Genomic DNA, 18862 nt, shown 5'->3' with positions numbered 1-18862 from the left:
ATGCGCACACTCAACCGCTATATCGTTCTGGATTATCTGGTGATTTTTCTGGGCGCGCTGGGCCTCATTACGTTTGTGATGACGGCCGGTGCGCTGATCAAGGCGGTTGACTTGATGGCGCGCGGCATTTCTCCGGCGCTGATCGTGAAGTTTTTTCTGTTGAATATTCCATACATCCTTTCGTTCTCTATGCCGATCAGCACGCTGTTTGCCGCGCTCCTGCTGTTCGGCCGGCTTTCGATGGATAGCGAGATCAGCGCAATGAAAAGCTGCGGAATCAGTCTATGGCGGCTGACTTCTCCGCTGATTCTGCTTTCGATCCTGCTTAGCTTTGTTTGCATCTACATCAATTGCGAAGTGTCGCCCGCCGCCAAGTATGCCAACCGTGAACTGCTGCGGACGGCGGGGGTAGAGGAACCGATCAATCTGCTTGAAGAAGGGCGGTTCATTCGTGATTTTCCCGGCCTGATGATTTATGTCGGACGGAAAAACGGCACGGTGGTCAAAGATGTGGTCGCCTATGAACTGGATAAACAGGGCTCCATCAAACGCAGTGTGCGCGCCAAAAACGGGGATATTGCGGCGGATAATACGAACCGTCTGCTGACGGTTAAGCTTTACGATGTGCGCATTGAAGTTCCGGACGCCAAAGATCCGCACGACGTTTCCAAAACTACGTATGTCAATGCCCAGTATTATCCGATCAAACTCGATTTTGAAAAAGTGCTGAAGGGTAAGCCGACCGTGAAGAAGCGCGGGCAGATGCGGATGGGTGAGCTGATTGACCGCATTCGCAACGTAGAGCGCGACTTTCCGATGATTTCAGCGGCGGACCGGCTGATTGAAAAGACCAAGCTGATCGTAGAAGCGAACCAGCGCGTTTCCATTGCAATCGGCTGTTTCAGTTTTATGCTGATCGGCATTCCGCTCGGCGTTAAATCACATCGCAAAGAAACCTCTATCGGCATGGTGCTCAGTCTGGTGATTGTCTTTGCCTACTATCTTTTCATCGTGGTCGCCAAAGCGCTGGCTGAGTATCCGGCACTTCACCCGAATCTGATTCTGTGGATTCCGCTGATCGCCGCGCAGCTCTCCGGAATCTGGCTGATTAAGCGTTCCAGTTAGAGCATGTCGCGATTGAGTTGCCGGTATAGCCGGAACTCAGGCGAAGCCGTGGATCCGGCTATTAGCGCTAAGAAGCCGGATATACGGGCGAATACGCCCTAAGTTCCGGCTTTACCTTTTGCGGCGCTTAAATCGTTACATGCTCTAAACCTGCGGGATTCCGAAATATCTTTTACGGAAATAAAGCGCCACGTTCACCAGTCCGATTAATACCGGGACTTCCACCAGCGGCCCGATCACGGCGGCAAATGCCGCGCCGTGATTAATTCCGAATACGCCCACCGCAACGGCAATCGCCAGTTCGAAATTATTGCCGGATGCCGTGAAGGAGAGGGTTGCTGCTTTGGCGTAATCGGCACCCGCTTTGGCGCTCATCCAGAAACTCACCAGAAACATCACCGCGAAATAAATCAGCAAAGGCACGGCAATCAGAAATACGTCGCCGGGTCTGGCGATAATTTTCTGACCCTGCATGGAAAACATCACCACGATGGTAAAAAGCAGGGCGATCAGTGTGATCGGAGAAATCCTCGGAATAAATTTCGCGTGGTACCATTCCTTGCCTTTCGCTTTCACCAAAAAGAAGCGGGTGAGCATTCCGGCAATAAACGGAATACCCAAATAGATGAATACACTCACTGCAATCTGCCGGATCGTCACATTCACCACCGCGCCGGAGAGTCCGAGCAAAGGCGGAAGTTTTGTGACGAACAGCCAGGCGTAGAGACTGTAGAAAAACACTTGGAAAATCGAATTGAACGCCACCAGCCCCGCGCAATATTCCGCATCGCCTTTCGCCAGATCATTCCACACGATGACCATCGCAATGCAGCGCGCCAGTCCGATCATAATCAGTCCGATCATAAACTCGGGCCGGTCATGCAGGAATACAACGGCCAGCGCCGTCATAAGAATCGGGCCGACGACCCAGTTCTGAAGCAGACTCAGTCCGAGAATTTTGCGGTCGCGGAAGACATCGCCCAGTTCCTCATACTTCACCTTCGCCAGCGGCGGATACATCATCAGAACGAGGCCGATGGCAATCGGTATGCTGGTCTGCGTTCCTGTCGGTCGCAGCGAGCCGATCCAGTTGCCGAACTCCGGAACAAAATAACCGAGCAGCACGCCGACACTCATCGCCAGAAAAATCCACAGCGTTAAGAACCGGTCAAGGAACGAGAGACGGTTCATAATTCCAGTGTTCATTTTTCCAATCCTTCCGGCAGGGTTTTAATAAATGCTTTAATTTCATCCCGCACACGGCAGTAGCAGTTCAGTTTTTCTTCTTCTCCGGTTACCTGCGCGGCGAGTTTCGGCGGATCATCAAATCCGACGTGAATGACTTTTGCTTTACCGGGAAAGAGCGGGCAGTGCTCGTTGGCGTGGCCGCAGACGGTGATGACATAATCGAACGGAATGTGCAGCAGGTCGGCCACGTTTTCCGATTTGTGTCCGGAAATATCCACGCCCGCCTCAGCCATAACCTTGACGGCATTCGGATTGAGTCCATGGGTTTCGATACCGGCCGACCAGGCCTCGATCACATCGCTTTTCAGCGCCCGCGCCCAGCCTTCGGCCATCTGACTCCGGCAGGAGTTGCCGGTGCATAGGAAAAGTATCTTTAGTTTTTTCATGACTCGCTCCGTTTAACCGGCGGTATAAATCAAGTAGAGGCCGCCCAGCAGTACCAGCAGGCCGCAGATTTTTTTCAGGATGAGCGAACCCTTTGATTTTTCGCTCCAGTTTAAATAGTGCTGAACGACTTCCGTGAAGGTTCCGGCCAATACAATAACGGAGCAATACCCGACACCGTAAAGGAGCAGGAGGCTTGCTGCATAAACCGGCCTTTCGGCTCCGGTCTTAAAGACGAGGCCGAGCAGCGGTGCCATAAAAGCAAAAATGCAGGGGCCGAGCGCAATGCCGAAGAGCAGTCCGAGGACAAAAGCCGCCAGCGCACCGCGCTGTTTCGTTTTGACCTGACCGGGGCCGCTTCCCGGCATTGAAATTACGCCCAGCATGTGCAGGCCGACGGCAAAGAAAACAACGGCGATACCATAATTTGCATACGGCCCGATGTTTCCCATAATCCGTCCGGCGGCGGCGGTCAGTCCGCCGATGATTGTGATGGTTACCAGTATGCCGGCGGCAAACAACAGGGAAATTGAAAAGGCCCGCCTGGTGGAAATACGCCCTTGCCCGTTAATGAAGCCGACAATCAGTGGAATGGACGCGAGATGGCAGGGACTGAGCAGAACACTTAGAATGCCCCAGATCAGCGCGGCGCTCAGCGCAATCAACGGCGAGCCTTCGACGGCACGGGTCAACTGATTAAATAATTCGTTCATAGACTGACTCCCAGTTCTTTCCACTTGGCGAGGATGTCTTCTTTGGAAAAGAAACCTTCGTGGCGGAAGAGTTCCTTGCCGCCGGCATCATAGAAAATCTGCGTCGGGATCATGCGGATGCCGTATTGTTCACCGGCCTGCTTATTTTCCCAGACGTCAATGAATACGACCTCCAGCTTTCCGGCGAAGGTTGTTTTCAGTTCATCAAGGATCGGCACCATCATTTTACAGGGAACGCATTGACCGGCGCCCAGATCAACGAGGCGGGGCAGGGGTTTTTGTGCCGAAGTTTCTGCGGCGACCGGTTTAGCGGCATCGCGCGGCGGCGGGGTGCAAACACCGCCCGCGCAGGAAAAGCCTTGCTGTTTTTTGTGTTCTATCACAAAGGCCACCGCGCCGATCAGTGCGATCACAATCAAAAGTTTCTGCCATATCTTCATTTCAGCAATCCTTTCATTTCTTCAACCGATAGTAATTTACCTACAGACTTCACTGCGCCATCGATCGCTACCGCCGGAGTACTCATCACGCCGAATTTCAAGATGTCATTAATCTGCGTGACCTTTTCGATCTCTGCGTCGAGGCCAAGCGCCTTGACCGCCTCTTCGGCGTGCTGTGCGAGTTTTTTACACTTCGGACAGCCTGTTCCTAAAATCTGAATCTTCATGGTTCGGTCTCCTTCACTTACATGATGAGATTAAATAAATAGCCGACGAGCATGATGCCCGCCGCCACGACCGCAAAGAAAACCGCCAGCAGTCGCGGCTTCAGTACCTTGCGGAGAATGATCGCCTCCGGAAGGGAAAGGCCGATTACCGCCATCATAAACGCCAGAACGGTTCCGAGCGCGGCACCTTTGCCAAGCAGCGCCTGCACAATCGGAATAATTCCGGCGGCATTTGAGTACATCGGCACGCCGATGAGTACGGCCAGCGGCACCGACCACCACGATTTGCCCATGATGGAAGCCATAAAATTCTGCGGCACGTAGCCGTGAATGCCCGCGCCGATGCCGATACCGATCAGTACATAAATCCACACGCGGCCCACAATGTCTTTGACGGCATCAAGACCGAGCCGGATGCGCGCAGGCCAATCCAGTTCTGCATCCACCGCACCGCTTCCGGTTGGCGTTTGGTAAACCCACTCCTCGACGTATTTTTCCAACCGCAACCGCCCGATCACCCAGCCGGAAACTATCGCGATGCCCACGCCGGTTGCCAGATAGATCGCCGCGACCTTCCAGCCGAACAGTCCAAACAGCAGAACCAGCGCGATTTCATTCACCATTGGCGCCGAAATCAGAAAAGAAAGTGTCACCCCCAGCGGCACGCCGGTGGTGACAAAGCCGATAAACAGCGGCACCGCCGAACAGGAACAGAACGGCGTGACAATGCCCAGCAGTGCGGCCAGCACATTGCCGGTAACCTCGCGTTTACCGGAAAGAATCCGCCGCGTCCGTTCCGGCGTAAAAAATGAGCGCACAATACCGACGCCGAACACGACCAGCACCAGCAGCATCAAAACCTTCGGCGCTTCATAAACGAAAAACTCCACCGCGGCGGCGAGACGCGAGCCGTGCGCCATGCCGAGCAGTGAATAGGTGAACCACGCCGCGAGCGGCGCCAGACTTTGGTATGCCAGCCACCAAGCCGCGATTCCTGCGATACTCCAAGCCAGATAGTTCCTCCAGACGTTCACATTCACCCTTTTTAATGTTTGCAGGCGGTGATTTTGATCAGCGCCCGGCGGTCTGCTTTGATGCCGGGATCGTTTTGCAATTCGGTTTTTAGCCATTGGAAAAGCGGGGCAGGGAAGTCGGCGGTCAGCCGGTAATGAACCCACCTTCCGGCCTTGCGGCTTTGAACCAGACCGGATTGGATCAGCAGTCCCATGTGACGCGATGCCGTGGCACCGGTCACCTTCAGGAGTTCGATGATGTGGCAGGCGCAGAGTTCTTCGTGATTCATCAGCGCCGCAACGACCCGGAGACGGTTGCGGTCAGAAAGGGCTTTCATGACATCCAAGGGTGTATTCATACCACCCTTATACTTAGTCGTTTGGCTAAGTGTCAAACTATTTGCTTAGAGGCCTATTTGACTACTCCTCGTTTTTCTTTGCGCCCGGTTTCTTTGGTGGCGGCGTTCCGGCCTGCGCGGTAAATTCTGCATCCAGCTTCTTCCACTGTTGAACCATGGCTCTCAGCCGATCCGGTTGCTGTCCGCCCAGATTAACCATTTCGCAGCGATCCTTGGACAGATCGTACAGTTCCCAATTATCGCCACCGGTTTCGATAACTTTCCAGTCGCCGATTCGTAACGCGAAGTTGCCCTGATGTTTGAAGAACAGGTAGTCATGCGTAACGCTTCCATCTCGCGCAAAGGCCGGAAGCAGACTGCGCCCGGGGAACGGCGGCGCGCCGATATCAGCCGGGTTGCAACCAGCGGCATCGTAAACCGTTGGCGCAAAATCCACGCAATGTCCGATGTCGCGCCGCAACTCACCGCGGGCGGCGATACCGTTCGGCCAGTGCGCAATCAGCGGTGTAGAGATGCCGCCCTCATGAACCCAGATTTTATGACGGCGGAACGGCGTATTCGCGCAGGTTGACCAGCCCGGGCCGAGACATAGAAAGGTTTCCTGAGAACCAGGCGCGGCAGATGGATTGTGCCCGCCGGCACGGATCATCATTTCCGCGCTGGCGCCGTTGTCTGACAGAAAGAAAATCAGTGTGTTATCCAGAGCTTTCATTGCAGTAAGCTGGTCAAGAATCCGTCCGATCTCGCGATCCATCCGATCTATCGACGCGGCATGAATCGACATCTTCATGGCCTGAAACTCTTTCTGTTTGTCAGTCAGATCGTTCCATGGAACGGCGTGTTCAATCTCACCCGGACCGTAGGTCTTGAGACAGCTTGGATTAAATCCTGGCGGGAGGAGGTCTTTTTCAGGTGTGGACAGCGCACAGTTTACAATGCCGAGCTGTAGCTGTTTCTGCCAGCGGCGTTCACGGATTACATCCCATCCTTCTTTGTAAACGTCTTTGTATTTCGCGATATCCTCCTGGCTTGCCAGCAGAGGGAAGTGCGGAGCGGTAAAGCAGACGTATGAAAAGAAGGGTGCATCCGCATGTTTGGATGCGTGATCTTTCAAGCACTCGATGGCATGTTCGGCGATGGTGTCGGAGCCATGGTTTGTGGAAATCCATGCACCGCCGCTCAGGTCGAAGCCGCCGTCATTAACCGGATTTTTGGCGTTAAATATATGCCACTTTCCGGAGTGATAGTTTCGATAGCCTGCTGTCTGAAGCTGTTGCGGTATCAGGCGCGCCCACGCCGGGAACTGGCCGTATGAAGGATCCATTCCGACCTGCTGGGCATAGTAGCCGGTCATAATGCTGGAGCGGGTCGGCCAGCACCGGGCGGTGTTATAAAACTGCGTGAACCGCAGGCCGTTGGCGGCCAGCCGATCCAGATTCGGCGTTGAAATTTCTCCGCCGTAACAGCCGAGATCCGAGAATCCCATATCATCGGCCACGATGATCATGATGTTCGGCGGTTTTTGGTTCGAGCTGGCCGTGGATAACTGTGGAATAACCAGTGCTCCGGCGCCAACAATCAGACCTCGCATAAAGTCGCAATGTTTCATACCGCGCCTTTTTATTTTACGCCTTCAAAGACATAGACATACATGCTGCCGCAAGGAAGCCCGTCCAGTGTACTGCCGCTGGCGGTATTGACCGTCAGAACTCCGCCTTGCAATACCGACGCAGGTAGTTCAATGCGTTCCGGCTTCACCTTCAACTCCTGATCGTTCGTGTCCCGGGGATTTCCCTGCAATTTGACAAGACTAATCTTTGCTGCTTTCTGGAAGGGCAGGGCGATGCTGCACGGTGTGCTGCCGTTGCCGAAATCCATTCCGTCATGTTGACCCGGCATCTTCAGCGAGAGAAGCGTTACGGCCCAGCGGTCGCCCTGCTGGAACGGATAGCAACGCACCAGTGGATAATCCATGGTTTTTCCGTCTTTGGTAGGAATTCCTTTTTTGTCTAACACCTGTCTGGTTAGAGTCGGAACGTTCTTGTCTTTGACATCCATCATGTCGCCGCGCAATTCATGATTACTGAGCGTCATCGCCTGCCATGCCGGAGTCGGCCGAAAGCCGTTGCCCATCATGGTGTGATTAGACCACGCATCGCCCTGTTTTGAGGCGTAAAGACAGTGTGCGACCCAGCCGTAGCGGTAGGCATCCAGCCAGCAATCCATGGCAGTCAGACCCATGGCAAGTGAATGGCCTAGAGCAAGGACGGTGTTCTTTTCTTCAGGAGTCGGTTTAGTTGTTCCCCCGCCATATCCCGCCGGGCCGCCTTCATAGGAGACGAGGTCATAATCAAACCCCAGCTCTTTCATTTTTCCTCTGGCCTTGGCCGTGTTCAGCACGTTTTCACGCATGCCCATTTGATAGGCTAGGAGAGTTTTTTGATACACTTCATCGCTGGCGCTCGACTCAGATATCTCCTTCATTTCCCATTTCGGGCCGACGTAAAGCGCCATACTGCTCATCTTCGAGATCGGCCAGCCGCCGCGCATAGAATCCGGACCATAGCCGGACGGGTTCCCGTTATTATCCAACGCGGCGGAATAATTACCGCCCAGATTGAAAATAACTTTCTTTTCCAGTCCGGTTGTTTTCCACCACGGCGATTGTTCGGTAACGGTCGAAAACATATATTTTCCAAACAGGCCGTATTGCAATCCTTCGCTATGTACCCAGCCCGCTCGGCCGAATCCAACCCATTCCGGATTGGCCCGATTGTGCCAGTTTTCATTACCGAGTTCGAAAAGGATTTTGTCAAACGTATCGACCCACGGTGTATTATTTCCGCGATGCTGTGTACGGCGGTAAGCCCATGGCTTACTCTTTGGCGTATCCTTGGCCGGATCATACGGCGCGGCGAGATATTCAAATAAAGCCAGCCAGTCCTCTTCGGTATAAAACACATTAACTGTAATCCATGGATTCATGCCGGTTGCTTCGCAGTAGGCTAGATGTACCGGAATCGTTTCCTCTTTCATGAACTTCATGACAGGAACGGTGGGGTATCCGCTCGTGTAATAGCTAAGGATCGAGTCCATTGAACGCGACGGTTGGGCGGCCCAGCCCCGGATAAACCCCTTTACGCCCGTGGCTGGCTGGGAGTTGCGCATTTCTTCCACGAGCTGACGAACCGGCACAAACGGTTTTTCTAAATCCGCCGGTTCATACCAGGCAAATATGCGGGCATTATCCATCCACAAGGTTCCCGGTCCTGTGGCCCGGAACGCCGGGCCATCGGGCTGCTCTTTTTTCCCGGGGAATTCCGGGCCGATGAAGTCGTAGGTGTATTTTTTCCATTCTCCGGTCACGGTGAATTCCGTTTTCACATCCGGATACATTTTCCCCGCCATGCCGAAGCGAATCGTACCGCCGTCGGCGAGACCGGTTTGTTTCATCCATACTTCAAGCCGGTATTTCTGGCCGGGATACAACTGCCCGTACCAGTTGTCGTCTATACCGGCAAAGAGCGTCTGCTTAATGCCGTGTTCCCCGTTTGTCATCGCCACACGCAGGCAACCCTTGCCGAAATCGACTCCTTCCGGGAGCTTGCCGCTATGCGATACAATGTCGATGCGCAGTGTTTCTGCGTCGGTTTTATCGAGCGGGCTCCAGTCGCTCTTTTCTCCAACATCTTTTACGAAAACATGTTCACCGCCGTCCTGTGTATCCGTCAACGGACTCGCATCAGCTACTTTTTCGATAAAAACACCGTCCCAGAGCTTAATCTCCGGGCCGTCAGCAAAGTGAAAAGCAGATACGAACGGCTTTGACTTCGATTCAATAACGTAGCCGTTTTGGGGTAAAATTTGCCGTCTGCCAACGAATACAACGCGATCTGCATCCTTTAAGTCAAGGTAGTAAGATCCATCTGTGCTCTGCTTGGTAGACGGTGGCAACGACTGACCTTGTTTGTTCACAATGCGGTAGATGCGAGCCCAGCAGCCGTTATAATAATTCGCCGTCCGGTTCAGCATCCCACCGTCTAAACGCACCCGTTTACCGCTCTCTACGGTTTCCTTGGCCAGACCAAAGGCATGATGAAAACCGGGTTCATTGCCGGCGAAATCGAAAATCGTATTGTTTTGTATCTTCAGCGCACCAGTCGGCTCGCAAAAACTCATAAACCCGATCGGCATCATTCGGTCTGCCGGTACAGAAACCTTTGTGCCGACCTCAAACTGGGCCGGAGATTGCGGGCCGGCACGGAGACCGGAGGCCATTGAGAACAGGAAAAGCAAAGAAACGAACAACAGACGGTCATCATGGTGCATTCGTAGGGACATAAGTACTCTCCGGATGGTTGATCTAACTGAGGTCGGGCGCGGACTCTACAGGTGCCACAAACGCATTACCAATCTAATTTATTGCATGAAAACCCGAATGAATAATTTCTAAGCGCTCAGAAACCCGCTGCGCTCCGCGCCAATTCAGACCCACCCGGAGTTTGAAATGGTGAGGCTATGAGCTGGATAGAAATGGAGGGACAGCGGCCTCGCTGTCCGTGGTCGTCAGGCCGGCGACCATCCAAAAGACGCGGCCGCAATTTTTTGATTTAGCCAGCACGGTTAGATCGGGCTAGCAGGGCGGCGAACTCTTTTTCCGGCATCAGCTTTTTCTCGCGCACCAGTTCCGCCAGCGTCTTGCCGGTCTTGAGACTTTCTTTCACCAGTTCGGCGACGTTGTCGTAGCCCAGCACCGGGTTCAAAATCGTCGGCAATCCGGCGCTGTTCTCAAAATATTTCCGGCAAACCGCTTCGTTGGCGGTGATGCCGCGTACGCACTTTTTATCCAGCGCGTCGCAGGCCTTCGTCAGAATCCGGAGCGACTTAACGATATTGGTGCCGACCAGCGGCATATGCGTGTTCAGCTCCAGCTGACCGGCCGCGCAGCCCATCGAGACCGCCGCGTCGTTGCCGACGACTTGCAGGCAGGCCATATTGGCGGCTTCGCAGATGCTCGGATTGATCTTGCCCGGCATAATGGATGAACCCGGCTCGACCGGCGGAAGCAGAATTTCGCCGAAGCCGGTATTCGGGCCGGAAGCGAGCAGGCGCAAGTCGTTAACGATTTTATTGATGTCGAGCGCCAGCATTTTCAGCGCGCCGGAAAACGCGCCGAGGTCGGAAAGAAACTGCGTAATCTCAATGCCGTTCGTCGCGGCGCGGTATTCCTGTCCGGTCGCCTGATTCAGTGCCCTGATGATTTCACCGCGGAATGCGGCGGGCGTGTTCACGCCGGTGCCGATGGCATTGCCGCCGATTCCCAGTTCCATCAAATCCATACAGGCGCAGGCGACGCGGCGTTCCGCTTTGCGCAGCGCATTCGCCCAGGCGGCGAATTCCTGACCCAGCGTCATCGGAACCGCGTCCTGCAAGTGCGTCCGGCCGGTTTTCCAGACATTGGAAAATTCGTCAGCCTTTTTATCCAGCGACGCAATCAGACCTTCCAGAGTTTGGAAAAGAAGGCCGGACAGTTCAACTGCCGCGACGCGGATCGCCGACGGGAAAACATTGTTGGTGGACTCGCCCATATTGACGTCGTCGTTCGGATGAACCGTCTTGCGGTCGCCGCGCTTTCCGCCGAGCGCTTCAGCGGCCAGATTGCCCAGCACCTCGTTGACGTTCATGTTACTCGACGTACCGGAGCCGGCCTGAAAAACATCGATCGGAAACTGGTCGTTAAACTTGCCGCTCAGCACTTCGCCGCAGGCAGCGGCGATGGCAACGGCCTTTTCGTGCGGAAGCAGACCCAGCTGGGCGTTGGCGGCGGCGCAGGCTTGTTTAAGCTGAACGATGGCATAAATCAGTTCCAGCGGAAGTTTTTCGCCCGCCATGTGGAAATTTTCAATCGACCGGCAGGTGTGTACGCCGTACAGCGCATCGTCCGGTACATTCAGTTCGCCGAGGGAATCCTTTTCTTTTCTCATGCGCATACTTTTAACTGTCTCGGCCCCGGATTGAAACGCAAAAACCGTAATCTCTTATGCGGGAAGGACACTCTTGCGGGCCTCGCCGAAGCCGGGATCGCGCAGTTCGGCGGTGTTGATTGCATTCTGACTTACGGAAGGCAAACGGTTTGCCAGAACCGGCTAATCGGGGTAACAATGGTGCTGTGAAAATAAAACTCAATGAACGGGCGATTGAGGTCGGTACGGGCGAGACGCTGTTTGGGTTGCGTCAGCGCGTTAAGCCGGAGGCCGATGTCGTTATTCTGAACGGCGCGGCGATGAGCGCGGACGCGCCGCTGACCGGTGGCGATGAGGTCTGTCTGATTAAACGCGGCGAAGCGCCGTCGGCGGACGAACTCGAAGCGTTGATGGCATCACGTCATACGCCGGGCGTTCATGCCAAAGTCAAAGCGGCGTCCGTTGGTATTGCCGGGCTCGGTGGACTTGGTTCAGCGATTGCCGTAGCGCTGGCGCGAGTCGGCGTTGGCCGATTGATTATCGCCGACTTTGATGTGGTCGAGCCGAGCAATCTGAACCGCCAGCAATATTTCGTCGATCAGCTCGGTCTGCTTAAAACCGACGCGCTGGTTGCCAATCTCCGGAAAATCAATCCGTACGTCGAAGTTGAAGCGCATACGGTAAAACTGACGCCGGATAATCTTTTCCCGATGTTTGAAAATGTGGACGTAATGATTGAGGCGTTCGACCGCGCCGACCAGAAGGTGATGCTGATGCAGACGTTCGCCGCGCGGAAGCCGGATGTTCCGCTGATTACCGCATCCGGCCTTGCCGGATACGGGCCGGAAGAAACGATCGTCGTGAAGAAGATGGGAAAGAATATCTATGTCGTCGGCGATCTGGAAACCGGCGCACGGCCCGGCTGCGGACTGATGGCTCCGCGGGTCGGCATCGCTGCATCCATGCAGGCGAACCTTGCCCTACGGCTGATTGTGGAAAAAGGATGACCGCAAAGACCCAAAGAAACGAAGCAATGGGATGGCTTGAAGTCGGCTATTTTGTAATCTTGGTCTTCAGAACCTATTCCAAGCTCGTTTTGCGCCCGGTCGGGGACCGGGCCTACAATTTTTTTGAGGAAACTTCTATACTGTAGGCCGCGTGCCCTCACGCGGCGGAGGCTTTGGGATAGGTTCTAGTGTCTTAGGGGTCATAAATATGAAAATAAAAATTACCTACTTTGCGCAGATCCGGAAGAAAGCCGGGGTGGAATCGGAGACGGTCGATGTGGCGCACGGCGCAACGGTGCTTGCCGCGCTGAAAACGCTGAAACACGGCGATGAATTTAAGAGTCTTCTTTTTGACGAATCCGGCGCGCTCCGTCCGGTGATTCTTCTCGTCGTGAATGAAGTCCCGGTTGCGCCAGACCATAAACTGAACGATGGTGACTGCGTGCAGGTTTTCAGTCCGGTCGCCGGAGGTTGATATGAAGCCGATTCCATTAAACGACGAAGAAAAAGCCACCTATGAGTGGCAGATGTGGATTGACGGACTCGGCGAGGCCGGTCAGGAAAAACTTAAAGGCGCAACCGCGCTGGTGAGCCGCTGCGGCGGACTCGGCGGGCCGCTTTGCTATCACCTCGCTTCGGCGGGGATCGGTAAATTGATCATCGCCCACGGCGGAAATGTGAAGCACAGCGATTTAAACCGCCAGATTCTGATGACGCATGACTGGCTCGGCAAGCCGCGTGCAGAGTGCGCCAAACGCCGTCTGCTGGAACTTAATCCGCGCATGGAGATTGAGGCGGTTCCGGAAAATATTACTGAAGAGAATGTCGATGCGCTGGTAGCGAAGGCCGACATTGTTTTCGACTGTGCTCCGCTTTTCTCTGAACGCTTTGCAATGAACCGCGCCTGTGTTGAGCAGAACAAGCCGATGGTTGAAGCGGCGATGTTTGAACTCGAAGGGCAGGTTACAACGATCCTGCCGGGGAAGACGCCGTGCCTCGCCTGTATTTATCCGGAAACTCCGCCGAACTGGAAACGCGAGTTCCCGGTGCTGGGCGCGGTTTCATCCATTGCTGCGGCGATTGCCGCCGTGGAAGGAATCAAGGTGATCGCCGGGTTCGGCAAGACGCTGGCGGGAACGATTCTCTATTACGATTCACGCAACATGACTTTTCAGCGCATTCCTGCTGTCCGCCGCCCCGGCTGTCCGGTCTGCGGGAAATGCGACGCTTAAGAACCTTAAGCGCCGCCGCGGGAGACGGTCGTTATTTCTGAACCTGAGCGGTGGTCAGACCGAGAAGAACAGGCGCACCAAAGTCTTTGCCTTTTTCAGCGTAGGAAAGCTCCACGCTGACAATCTGTTTCGCAGGCTGTGGATTATTCCATTGGAACTGATAAAGCGTCGGACGGCTTCCGCCTTCGCTTGCGGCGGGGCCGATCCAGGCGGCTTCGGCATTGGACAAAGCGGATGGATTAGCCTGGAGCCAGTTGCTGACGTTGCTATTAAGCGTGATTTCGATCGGTAGCTTCGTGCCGTCTTCATAGCTCACGACATATTGAAAGAGCACCGGTGCTTCATCGTCGTTTTTCGTGGATTTCCATTCCTTGGTCTGGAGGAAGGTGTGCAGGAAGAAGAGACTGTCGGCCTTGGTATTGACCGGGATGGTTACGGTTTCGCTCTCGGCGTTGCTCTTGAGTTTTGGATGCTTCAGGGTTACTCCGCTTTCAAGCGGCGATGTGCTGAAGTCGCGAATCTGGTAACGGACGCCGGCGAAGGTGTTTTCGCCGCGCGGCAGGCCGGACAGGTCGCCGCCCTTGGCTGACCAGCCTTGAACTGTAGTCAGATAAAGATTGGCCGCACCTTCGAGACTGAGCGGCTGATAGACGAGATTAAAACCGGCCACGGCGGTTTTTTGTCCGCCGAAGTCCGCGCCAAGATTGCGCAGCAGGGAGGCGAGCAGGGTTCTTTTTTTCTCGGCGTTGACCGGATTGGATTCCTGCGGCCGGAAAACGTACTGGTTGAGAATGATGCCGCCTTTGCCGCGCGGATATTCGATGAGCCCGCCGATATTGAGCATGGGTCGGACTTTCTGAGTAAAGTCGGCCGGGCGCGCAACTGTGATGTTTATGTTATCAATGCCAACAAGCGGCTGTTGACTGTCACCCGTCCATTCCAACACGCCGATCTCGATTTTGCTGGCACGCTGCGGCTTAAGCTGGAAGTTTGAAATAGGATCATCAGAGAGTGTGAGTTCCTGAGCGGTGGCGGGATTTCCGTCGAAGGTGAGGCGGAGCTTGGTGATCGTGAGATACGTGCGTGTGGGGATGATCGTGAAACCGGTGACGGTCTCTTCCTTCGGCAGGGTGAGCGTGAAGGGTTTGGGAACCCCGTCACCCACCCAAATACTGAAGGCCAGTTTCCAATGGGTCGCATGGGTGAACCCGTTTACCATATTGAGCGGCCATTGGTCGGTACCGGGGCCGGTGACTTTAAAACCAAAATAATCGGGTGACGGAAACTCGGCGAACGGCGCGATGTCATCCAGATCAGCGATGTAGTCGAAGGCATCGTCGGCGGGCCATTCGTCGCGGTTGAATACCTGGAAACGTTTTCCGTTAGTCATAACTACGTCGCGCAGGGTAAGGCCGGCGGTGAGCGGATTGGGGACGACTGGAAAGCGGACGAGTTCCTGCCGGAATGGGCGCAGGACGTGTTCGTAGCCGACCAGTTTATTAAACGCGGCCAGCGAGTCGGGCGTGACGTTTATGACCATCAGATAGTTTCCTCCGGCAAAAAATGCCGCGAGGTCAGCGGCGGCACTGCCGAGTTTTTCGAGGTTGGCTTTGGTGCCGTCGACGATGACGATCCCGCCGGATTTGAGTGCGGCGACCGGATCGGCGGCCGGTTTCGAGGAAACGCCGACCGCGCTGATGGCGGCGGCGGTCTGCGGGTTCTCAATGGTTGTCTGTACCGAACGGACAACTTTTTGATATCCGGCTGCATAGGCGATAAGGTTGTCGAACAGGCGGCGGCAGACGACTTCTGTGGTCAGTTTTTCACCGATGGCGAGCTGGCTCATTACGAGCAGTCCCTTATCCACTTCGGCGACAGCCAAGGCCGTGTCGCCGAGCTGATCGTCACACTGAACGAGCGAAACGGCGCCGCGTGTTGGTTTGCGCAGGGCATGGCGATAAACGATGTGGTCGCTGCCCCAGAACGAGAGATCATCCTGCCGGAGTCCCTTGAAGACAGGATGTTCGAGGTTTTGCGCGAAGCTGATGCGACCGTCATGGTCGGTGGTTTCAAAGTCGGCAGGAACGGCCTGGAAGTGGAGCGGATATTCCTGCTCAAGGACGATAATCTTGTTACCGGCGGCGGCCAGAGCCTGCCAGCGGCGGTCGGTGGAATCCTTCTGGCTGAGCGCGTTTTTTCCGACGACGAGCAGGCCGAATTGATCCGGCACTTCGGCGAGCGTGCTCACTTCCTTGATTTGCTGGAAGCCGCTGGCACGGAGCCGGGCGACGGCTGTGCCTTTCGGATCCCAAACGACAAGGGTGCCCTTCAGCGAAACAGCGGCCGGTTTTGGATCGGGGATGAGCGTAACCGGAAGTGCGTGTTCAAAAACTTTTTCGCCAGCGCGGACGGCGGTGAGAAGAAGTCGGCCTTCCGTGCGTTCGGCGGCACTGGCGGGCATGGTGAACTGAATATTCCAAGGTTCGAATGTTCCGGGGGCGACAGTGAAATTCTTGCTTTCGGTAGTGACAGATTTCCCGCCGACTTCAAGTGTCCATGTTGCGGTGATGGGGCGGGTGTCGGGCAGGTCGTTATAGACGCGGAGGCTGCGGGTGACGGCCTGGCCAGGGGCGAAGGTGGCATTCCATTCTCTGTGGAGAATTGCTACGGGCTGCCAAGCATAGGTGTAACTGCCATCTGTGAAATCTTTTCCAAACCAGAAATGGTTGGCGGCATAACCTTTCCAGCGGTAGCCCTCGGCCAGCCAGGAGGCAATTTTTCCGGCGGCGAAACGTGATTCATATTTTCCAAGAAAGGTGGTTTCGCCACCGACGGCGGAGAATTGCGCCGGGTTACGTCCGGGGAGAAAGGCTGTTTCGCTGAAGAATATCGGCTTAGCGTCAAAGTGTACCGGCCAAGTGCGTTTCTTGTCAGAGCCTTCTAGTTTCAGCGCGATATCTCCGGTGTAGGCTTCGTCGGGATAGTCGCGATCTTCCGTTTCGAAATAATGAATACCGTAGGTGGGCATCGATTCGTCGCGGAGGGCGCGGGCACCGCCGAGAACGGTGGAGCGGGTTGGATCCATGGCGGCAACCGCTTTGGCGGTTGTCGTGAATTCAGGCTCAACCTGATCGAGTGTGCCGAAATTGCGGGAGTTGATGTAAACGATCTCGTTATCGAGTTCCCAGATGAAGACGGACGGATGATTTTTGAATGTGTTCACGCCGTTAAGCATTTGCGAGCGCCAGCGTTCAAAGAGAGCTTTGCGGGCGGAACGCTCTTTACCTTTGCCGGATCCTTCGACAAGGCCGTAGGAACCAACCTGTCCATCGAAGGTTCCGCCGTTCATGCGTACCGGCATACCGACTTCGTCCATCCACGCAAGGGTCTGGTTGGGCCCCATGCCGTTCCATGGAAACTGGAAACGGCGGCGGAACATATTTACACCGATTTCTTTCCACGTTTTGACAATCACGGCGGGATCGGTTTTTTTCTTTACGCTCTCATAAGTGAGGTCGGCACGGAGATGCTGGGCGACGCCGTTGAGATAAAACTTATTGCCCCGGATTTCCCACTCCCGGTTACCGAAACGGGTGATGTGTGTATCGGCGGGCTGGCCGTTGACGGAGACCTCGGTCACCAGTTCATACAATGCGGGCTGGAATGTCCACCAGAGGGTGAGCGGAGCTGAAGGCGTTTCCAGAGTCGTGGCGGCATTGCCGCCGACGGGAACGAAAAGTTTTGTTTCGCCGACTGTGGCAACCGTTTTGCCTTCCGGCCAGGAACGGATGAAAAGGCGGAGAGTGGCGTTGACGGACATACTGCCGGAGTTGTGCAGGGTGACATCAAAATCGATTTTCTTTTTTGTAATCGGGAACGGTTTCACGAAGGTATCAACAACGGCGACCGGCGCGCGGGTCGCAATGAGTCGTGCGGTGTCGAGGATGCCTGCTTCGTCGTGGCCGTTGGCAACGGGGAAGTCCATGCGCGATGTGGTGCCCTGGTTGCCGTTGAACAGACGATCCGGAAGATACTGTGTTCGGCGGATGGTGCCGTTATTTTTACTGGGAGCGATGGCGTAGTAGGTATCTTTGACGACAAGCAGGATTTCATTGGCAGCACCGGGCTTGACGGCTTGGGTGACATCCACTAGCCAGCGGCTTTTCGGAACGCTGAAGTCGCCGATTTTCTGACCGTTAACAAAGAGGGTGGAAATCATGCTGAGGCACTCGAATTCAAGCTGGAAGCCGTTGTTTTTTGCGTCGGCCGGAACATTCACCTGAGTGCGGAGAACAAAGCGGTGGGCGTAACGGGTTTCCGGAAGCAGACTGTTACGGTCGCCGGGAACCGGAATGCCGTACCAGCTAAGACGGGCGACATCAGGATAGATGTCCGTGCCAGCCACGCGGGAGGCTTCAGAAATTTCGCCAATTTCGTCGTAGGGCGCGAACTGCCAGAGGCCGGTCAGGTCGAGCGTACGCCGGGGACTGGCTGCATTTTCCGCCGGTAAACTGAAGCGGTTTGTGGACGTACTGAGAGCGGCCTCATTCTGAAATTTTTCGCCGGGCTTAAAGCGGAAGTTCGGTTGAAACTCTTCGCTGGTGATGTGGATGGCATCGGAGATATAGCGCAAATCGCCGGAATTTTTTTCAGCGCTTTTCTTTGGACGGGTGAGGCGGATTTCGAGCGTGTGCGATCCGGCGTTAAGCGGAACACTTCCCATGCGTGACCAGCCGATGGGGCTCCAGAACGCAAGTTCCTGAACGTTGCAAACGGGTTGTTCTTTCTGTGAGTTGATCTGCCATGAGCCGTTGTCAACGCGCCATTCAAAAGGAGTACGGTTGTTTTCGAAAGCGAGGCGGTTCCAGAGTGTAAAGTCAGCGGATGTTTTTACAGTGAACGGGTATTTAAGAATGAGTCCGTCTTCGGGAATGGTCGCGGCAACATCTTTTGCTGCGAGATTGAGGGTAAGGGTGCTTTTGCCGGAAAGCCATTCGGGCTTCGACCAGCCTGTGGAGGCGGCGGCGGGTTTTTCCGGAATTGATTCCGATTCAATCCAGATGGATTCGGCGGAAACCGAAAGTGAAAAAGCGATGGCGGAGCCGGCGAGGAGAGTCCTGATCGATATTTTCATGGTGTTATCCCGATTGT

General features: G+C 54.9%; 15 protein-coding genes. 4 read left to right on the top strand and 11 right to left on the bottom strand.

What is annotated here, in order from left to right:
* Positions 1-1125: a YjgP/YjgQ family permease gene (locus tag HOO88_05370; protein ID NOU36178.1), complete on the top strand. Its 1125-nt coding sequence runs from the start codon at positions 1-3 to the stop codon at positions 1123-1125.
* A 144-nt stretch (positions 1126-1269) separates the two neighbouring features.
* Here HOO88_05370 and arsB read toward each other — a convergent pair whose 3' ends face one another.
* The 10 genes from arsB to HOO88_05320 all read right to left on the bottom strand — a co-directional run bounded on the left by arsB (position 1270) and on the right by HOO88_05320 (position 11499).
* Positions 1270-2316: an ACR3 family arsenite efflux transporter gene (gene arsB / locus HOO88_05365; GenBank protein ID NOU36177.1), complete on the bottom strand. Its 1047-nt coding sequence runs from the start codon at positions 2314-2316 to the stop codon at positions 1270-1272.
* A gap of 11 nt (positions 2317-2327) precedes the next feature.
* Positions 2328-2759 (bottom strand): arsenate reductase ArsC, encoded by a 432-nt coding sequence (locus HOO88_05360; GenBank protein NOU36176.1) that lies wholly within the window; start codon positions 2757-2759, stop codon positions 2328-2330.
* Between the two features lie 12 nt (positions 2760-2771).
* On the bottom strand, positions 2772-3470 hold the full coding sequence (locus HOO88_05355; GenBank protein ID NOU36175.1) for a cytochrome C biogenesis protein: 699 nt from the start codon (positions 3468-3470) through the stop codon (positions 2772-2774).
* Entirely contained in the window at positions 3467-3910 is a 444-nt protein-coding gene (locus tag HOO88_05350) for a thioredoxin family protein (GenBank protein ID NOU36174.1), read from the bottom strand. Before HOO88_05350 ends, HOO88_05355 begins: the two co-directional genes overlap by 4 nt.
* Entirely contained in the window at positions 3907-4137 is a 231-nt protein-coding gene (locus tag HOO88_05345; GenBank protein NOU36173.1) for a thioredoxin family protein, read from the bottom strand. The genes HOO88_05350 and HOO88_05345 overlap by 4 nt, the downstream gene beginning before the upstream one ends.
* Before the next feature lie 17 nt (positions 4138-4154).
* Positions 4155-5267, bottom strand: a complete 1113-nt coding sequence (locus HOO88_05340; protein ID NOU36172.1) for a permease — start codon at positions 5265-5267, stop codon at positions 4155-4157.
* Entirely contained in the window at positions 5183-5509 is a 327-nt protein-coding gene (locus HOO88_05335) for a metalloregulator ArsR/SmtB family transcription factor (protein ID NOU36171.1), read from the bottom strand. Before HOO88_05335 ends, HOO88_05340 begins: the two co-directional genes overlap by 85 nt.
* Positions 5510-5570: 61 nt before the next feature.
* A complete protein-coding gene (locus tag HOO88_05330) occupies positions 5571-7100 on the bottom strand; it encodes an arylsulfatase (GenBank protein ID NOU36170.1) in 1530 nt (509 codons plus the stop codon).
* Between the two features lie 29 nt (positions 7101-7129).
* A complete protein-coding gene (locus tag HOO88_05325) occupies positions 7130-9850 on the bottom strand; it encodes a hypothetical protein (protein ID NOU36169.1) in 2721 nt (906 codons plus the stop codon).
* A gap of 269 nt (positions 9851-10119) precedes the next feature.
* Entirely contained in the window at positions 10120-11499 is a 1380-nt protein-coding gene (locus tag HOO88_05320) for an aspartate ammonia-lyase (GenBank protein ID NOU36168.1), read from the bottom strand.
* 179 nt (positions 11500-11678) lie between these two features.
* Between HOO88_05320 and thiF the strand changes: the two genes are divergently transcribed.
* From thiF to HOO88_05305, 3 genes are all read left to right on the top strand, one after another.
* Positions 11679-12479 carry a sulfur carrier protein ThiS adenylyltransferase ThiF gene (thiF, locus tag HOO88_05315; GenBank protein ID NOU36167.1) on the top strand — a complete coding sequence of 267 codons (801 nt, stop codon included), beginning with the start codon at positions 11679-11681 and terminating at the stop codon, positions 12477-12479.
* 208 nt (positions 12480-12687) lie between these two features.
* Complete coding sequence (locus HOO88_05310) at positions 12688-12954, top strand: MoaD/ThiS family protein (GenBank protein NOU36166.1); 267 nt, start codon at positions 12688-12690, stop codon at positions 12952-12954.
* 1 nt (position 12955) lies between these two features.
* Positions 12956-13711: a HesA/MoeB/ThiF family protein gene (locus tag HOO88_05305; protein ID NOU36165.1), complete on the top strand. Its 756-nt coding sequence runs from the start codon at positions 12956-12958 to the stop codon at positions 13709-13711.
* Between the two features lie 31 nt (positions 13712-13742).
* Here HOO88_05305 and HOO88_05300 read toward each other — a convergent pair whose 3' ends face one another.
* Positions 13743-18845, bottom strand: a complete 5103-nt coding sequence (locus HOO88_05300) for a hypothetical protein (GenBank protein NOU36164.1) — start codon at positions 18843-18845, stop codon at positions 13743-13745.
* Positions 18846-18862: the final 17 nt, after the last annotated feature.

It is taken from the genome of Kiritimatiellaceae bacterium (assembly GCA_013141415.1).
GTDB lineage: Bacteria > Verrucomicrobiota > Kiritimatiellia > Kiritimatiellales > Tichowtungiaceae > Tichowtungia.
This window is presented reverse-complemented; position numbering and strand designations above follow the sequence as displayed.

Bases quoted from the DNA above. Each gene is read 5' to 3' on its own strand.
- HOO88_05360 (NOU36176.1), bottom strand. From the start codon at position 2,759: ATGAAAAAACTAAAGATACTTTTCCTATGCACCGGCAACTCCTGCCGG.
- HOO88_05355 (NOU36175.1), bottom strand. From the start codon at position 3,470: ATGAACGAATTATTTAATCAGTTGACCCGTGCCGTCGAAGGCTCGCCG.
- HOO88_05320 (NOU36168.1), bottom strand. From the start codon at position 11,499: ATGCGCATGAGAAAAGAAAAGGATTCCCTCGGCGAACTGAATGTACCG.
- HOO88_05325 (NOU36169.1), bottom strand. From the start codon at position 9,850: ATGTCCCTACGAATGCACCATGATGACCGTCTGTTGTTCGTTTCTTTG.
- HOO88_05340 (NOU36172.1), bottom strand. From the start codon at position 5,267: ATGGCTAAAAACCGAATTGCAAAACGATCCCGGCATCAAAGCAGACCG.
- HOO88_05350 (NOU36174.1), bottom strand. From the start codon at position 3,910: ATGAAGATATGGCAGAAACTTTTGATTGTGATCGCACTGATCGGCGCG.
- HOO88_05305 (NOU36165.1), top strand. From the start codon at position 12,956: ATGAAGCCGATTCCATTAAACGACGAAGAAAAAGCCACCTATGAGTGG.
- arsB (NOU36177.1), bottom strand. From the start codon at position 2,316: ATGAACCGTCTCTCGTTCCTTGACCGGTTCTTAACGCTGTGGATTTTT.
- HOO88_05370 (NOU36178.1), top strand. From the start codon at position 1: ATGCGCACACTCAACCGCTATATCGTTCTGGATTATCTGGTGATTTTT.
- HOO88_05300 (NOU36164.1), bottom strand. From the start codon at position 18,845: ATGAAAATATCGATCAGGACTCTCCTCGCCGGCTCCGCCATCGCTTTT.
- HOO88_05345 (NOU36173.1), bottom strand. From the start codon at position 4,137: ATGAAGATTCAGATTTTAGGAACAGGCTGTCCGAAGTGTAAAAAACTC.
- HOO88_05330 (NOU36170.1), bottom strand. From the start codon at position 7,100: ATGCGAGGTCTGATTGTTGGCGCCGGAGCACTGGTTATTCCACAGTTA.
- HOO88_05310 (NOU36166.1), top strand. From the start codon at position 12,688: ATGAAAATAAAAATTACCTACTTTGCGCAGATCCGGAAGAAAGCCGGG.
- HOO88_05335 (NOU36171.1), bottom strand. From the start codon at position 5,509: ATGAATACACCCTTGGATGTCATGAAAGCCCTTTCTGACCGCAACCGT.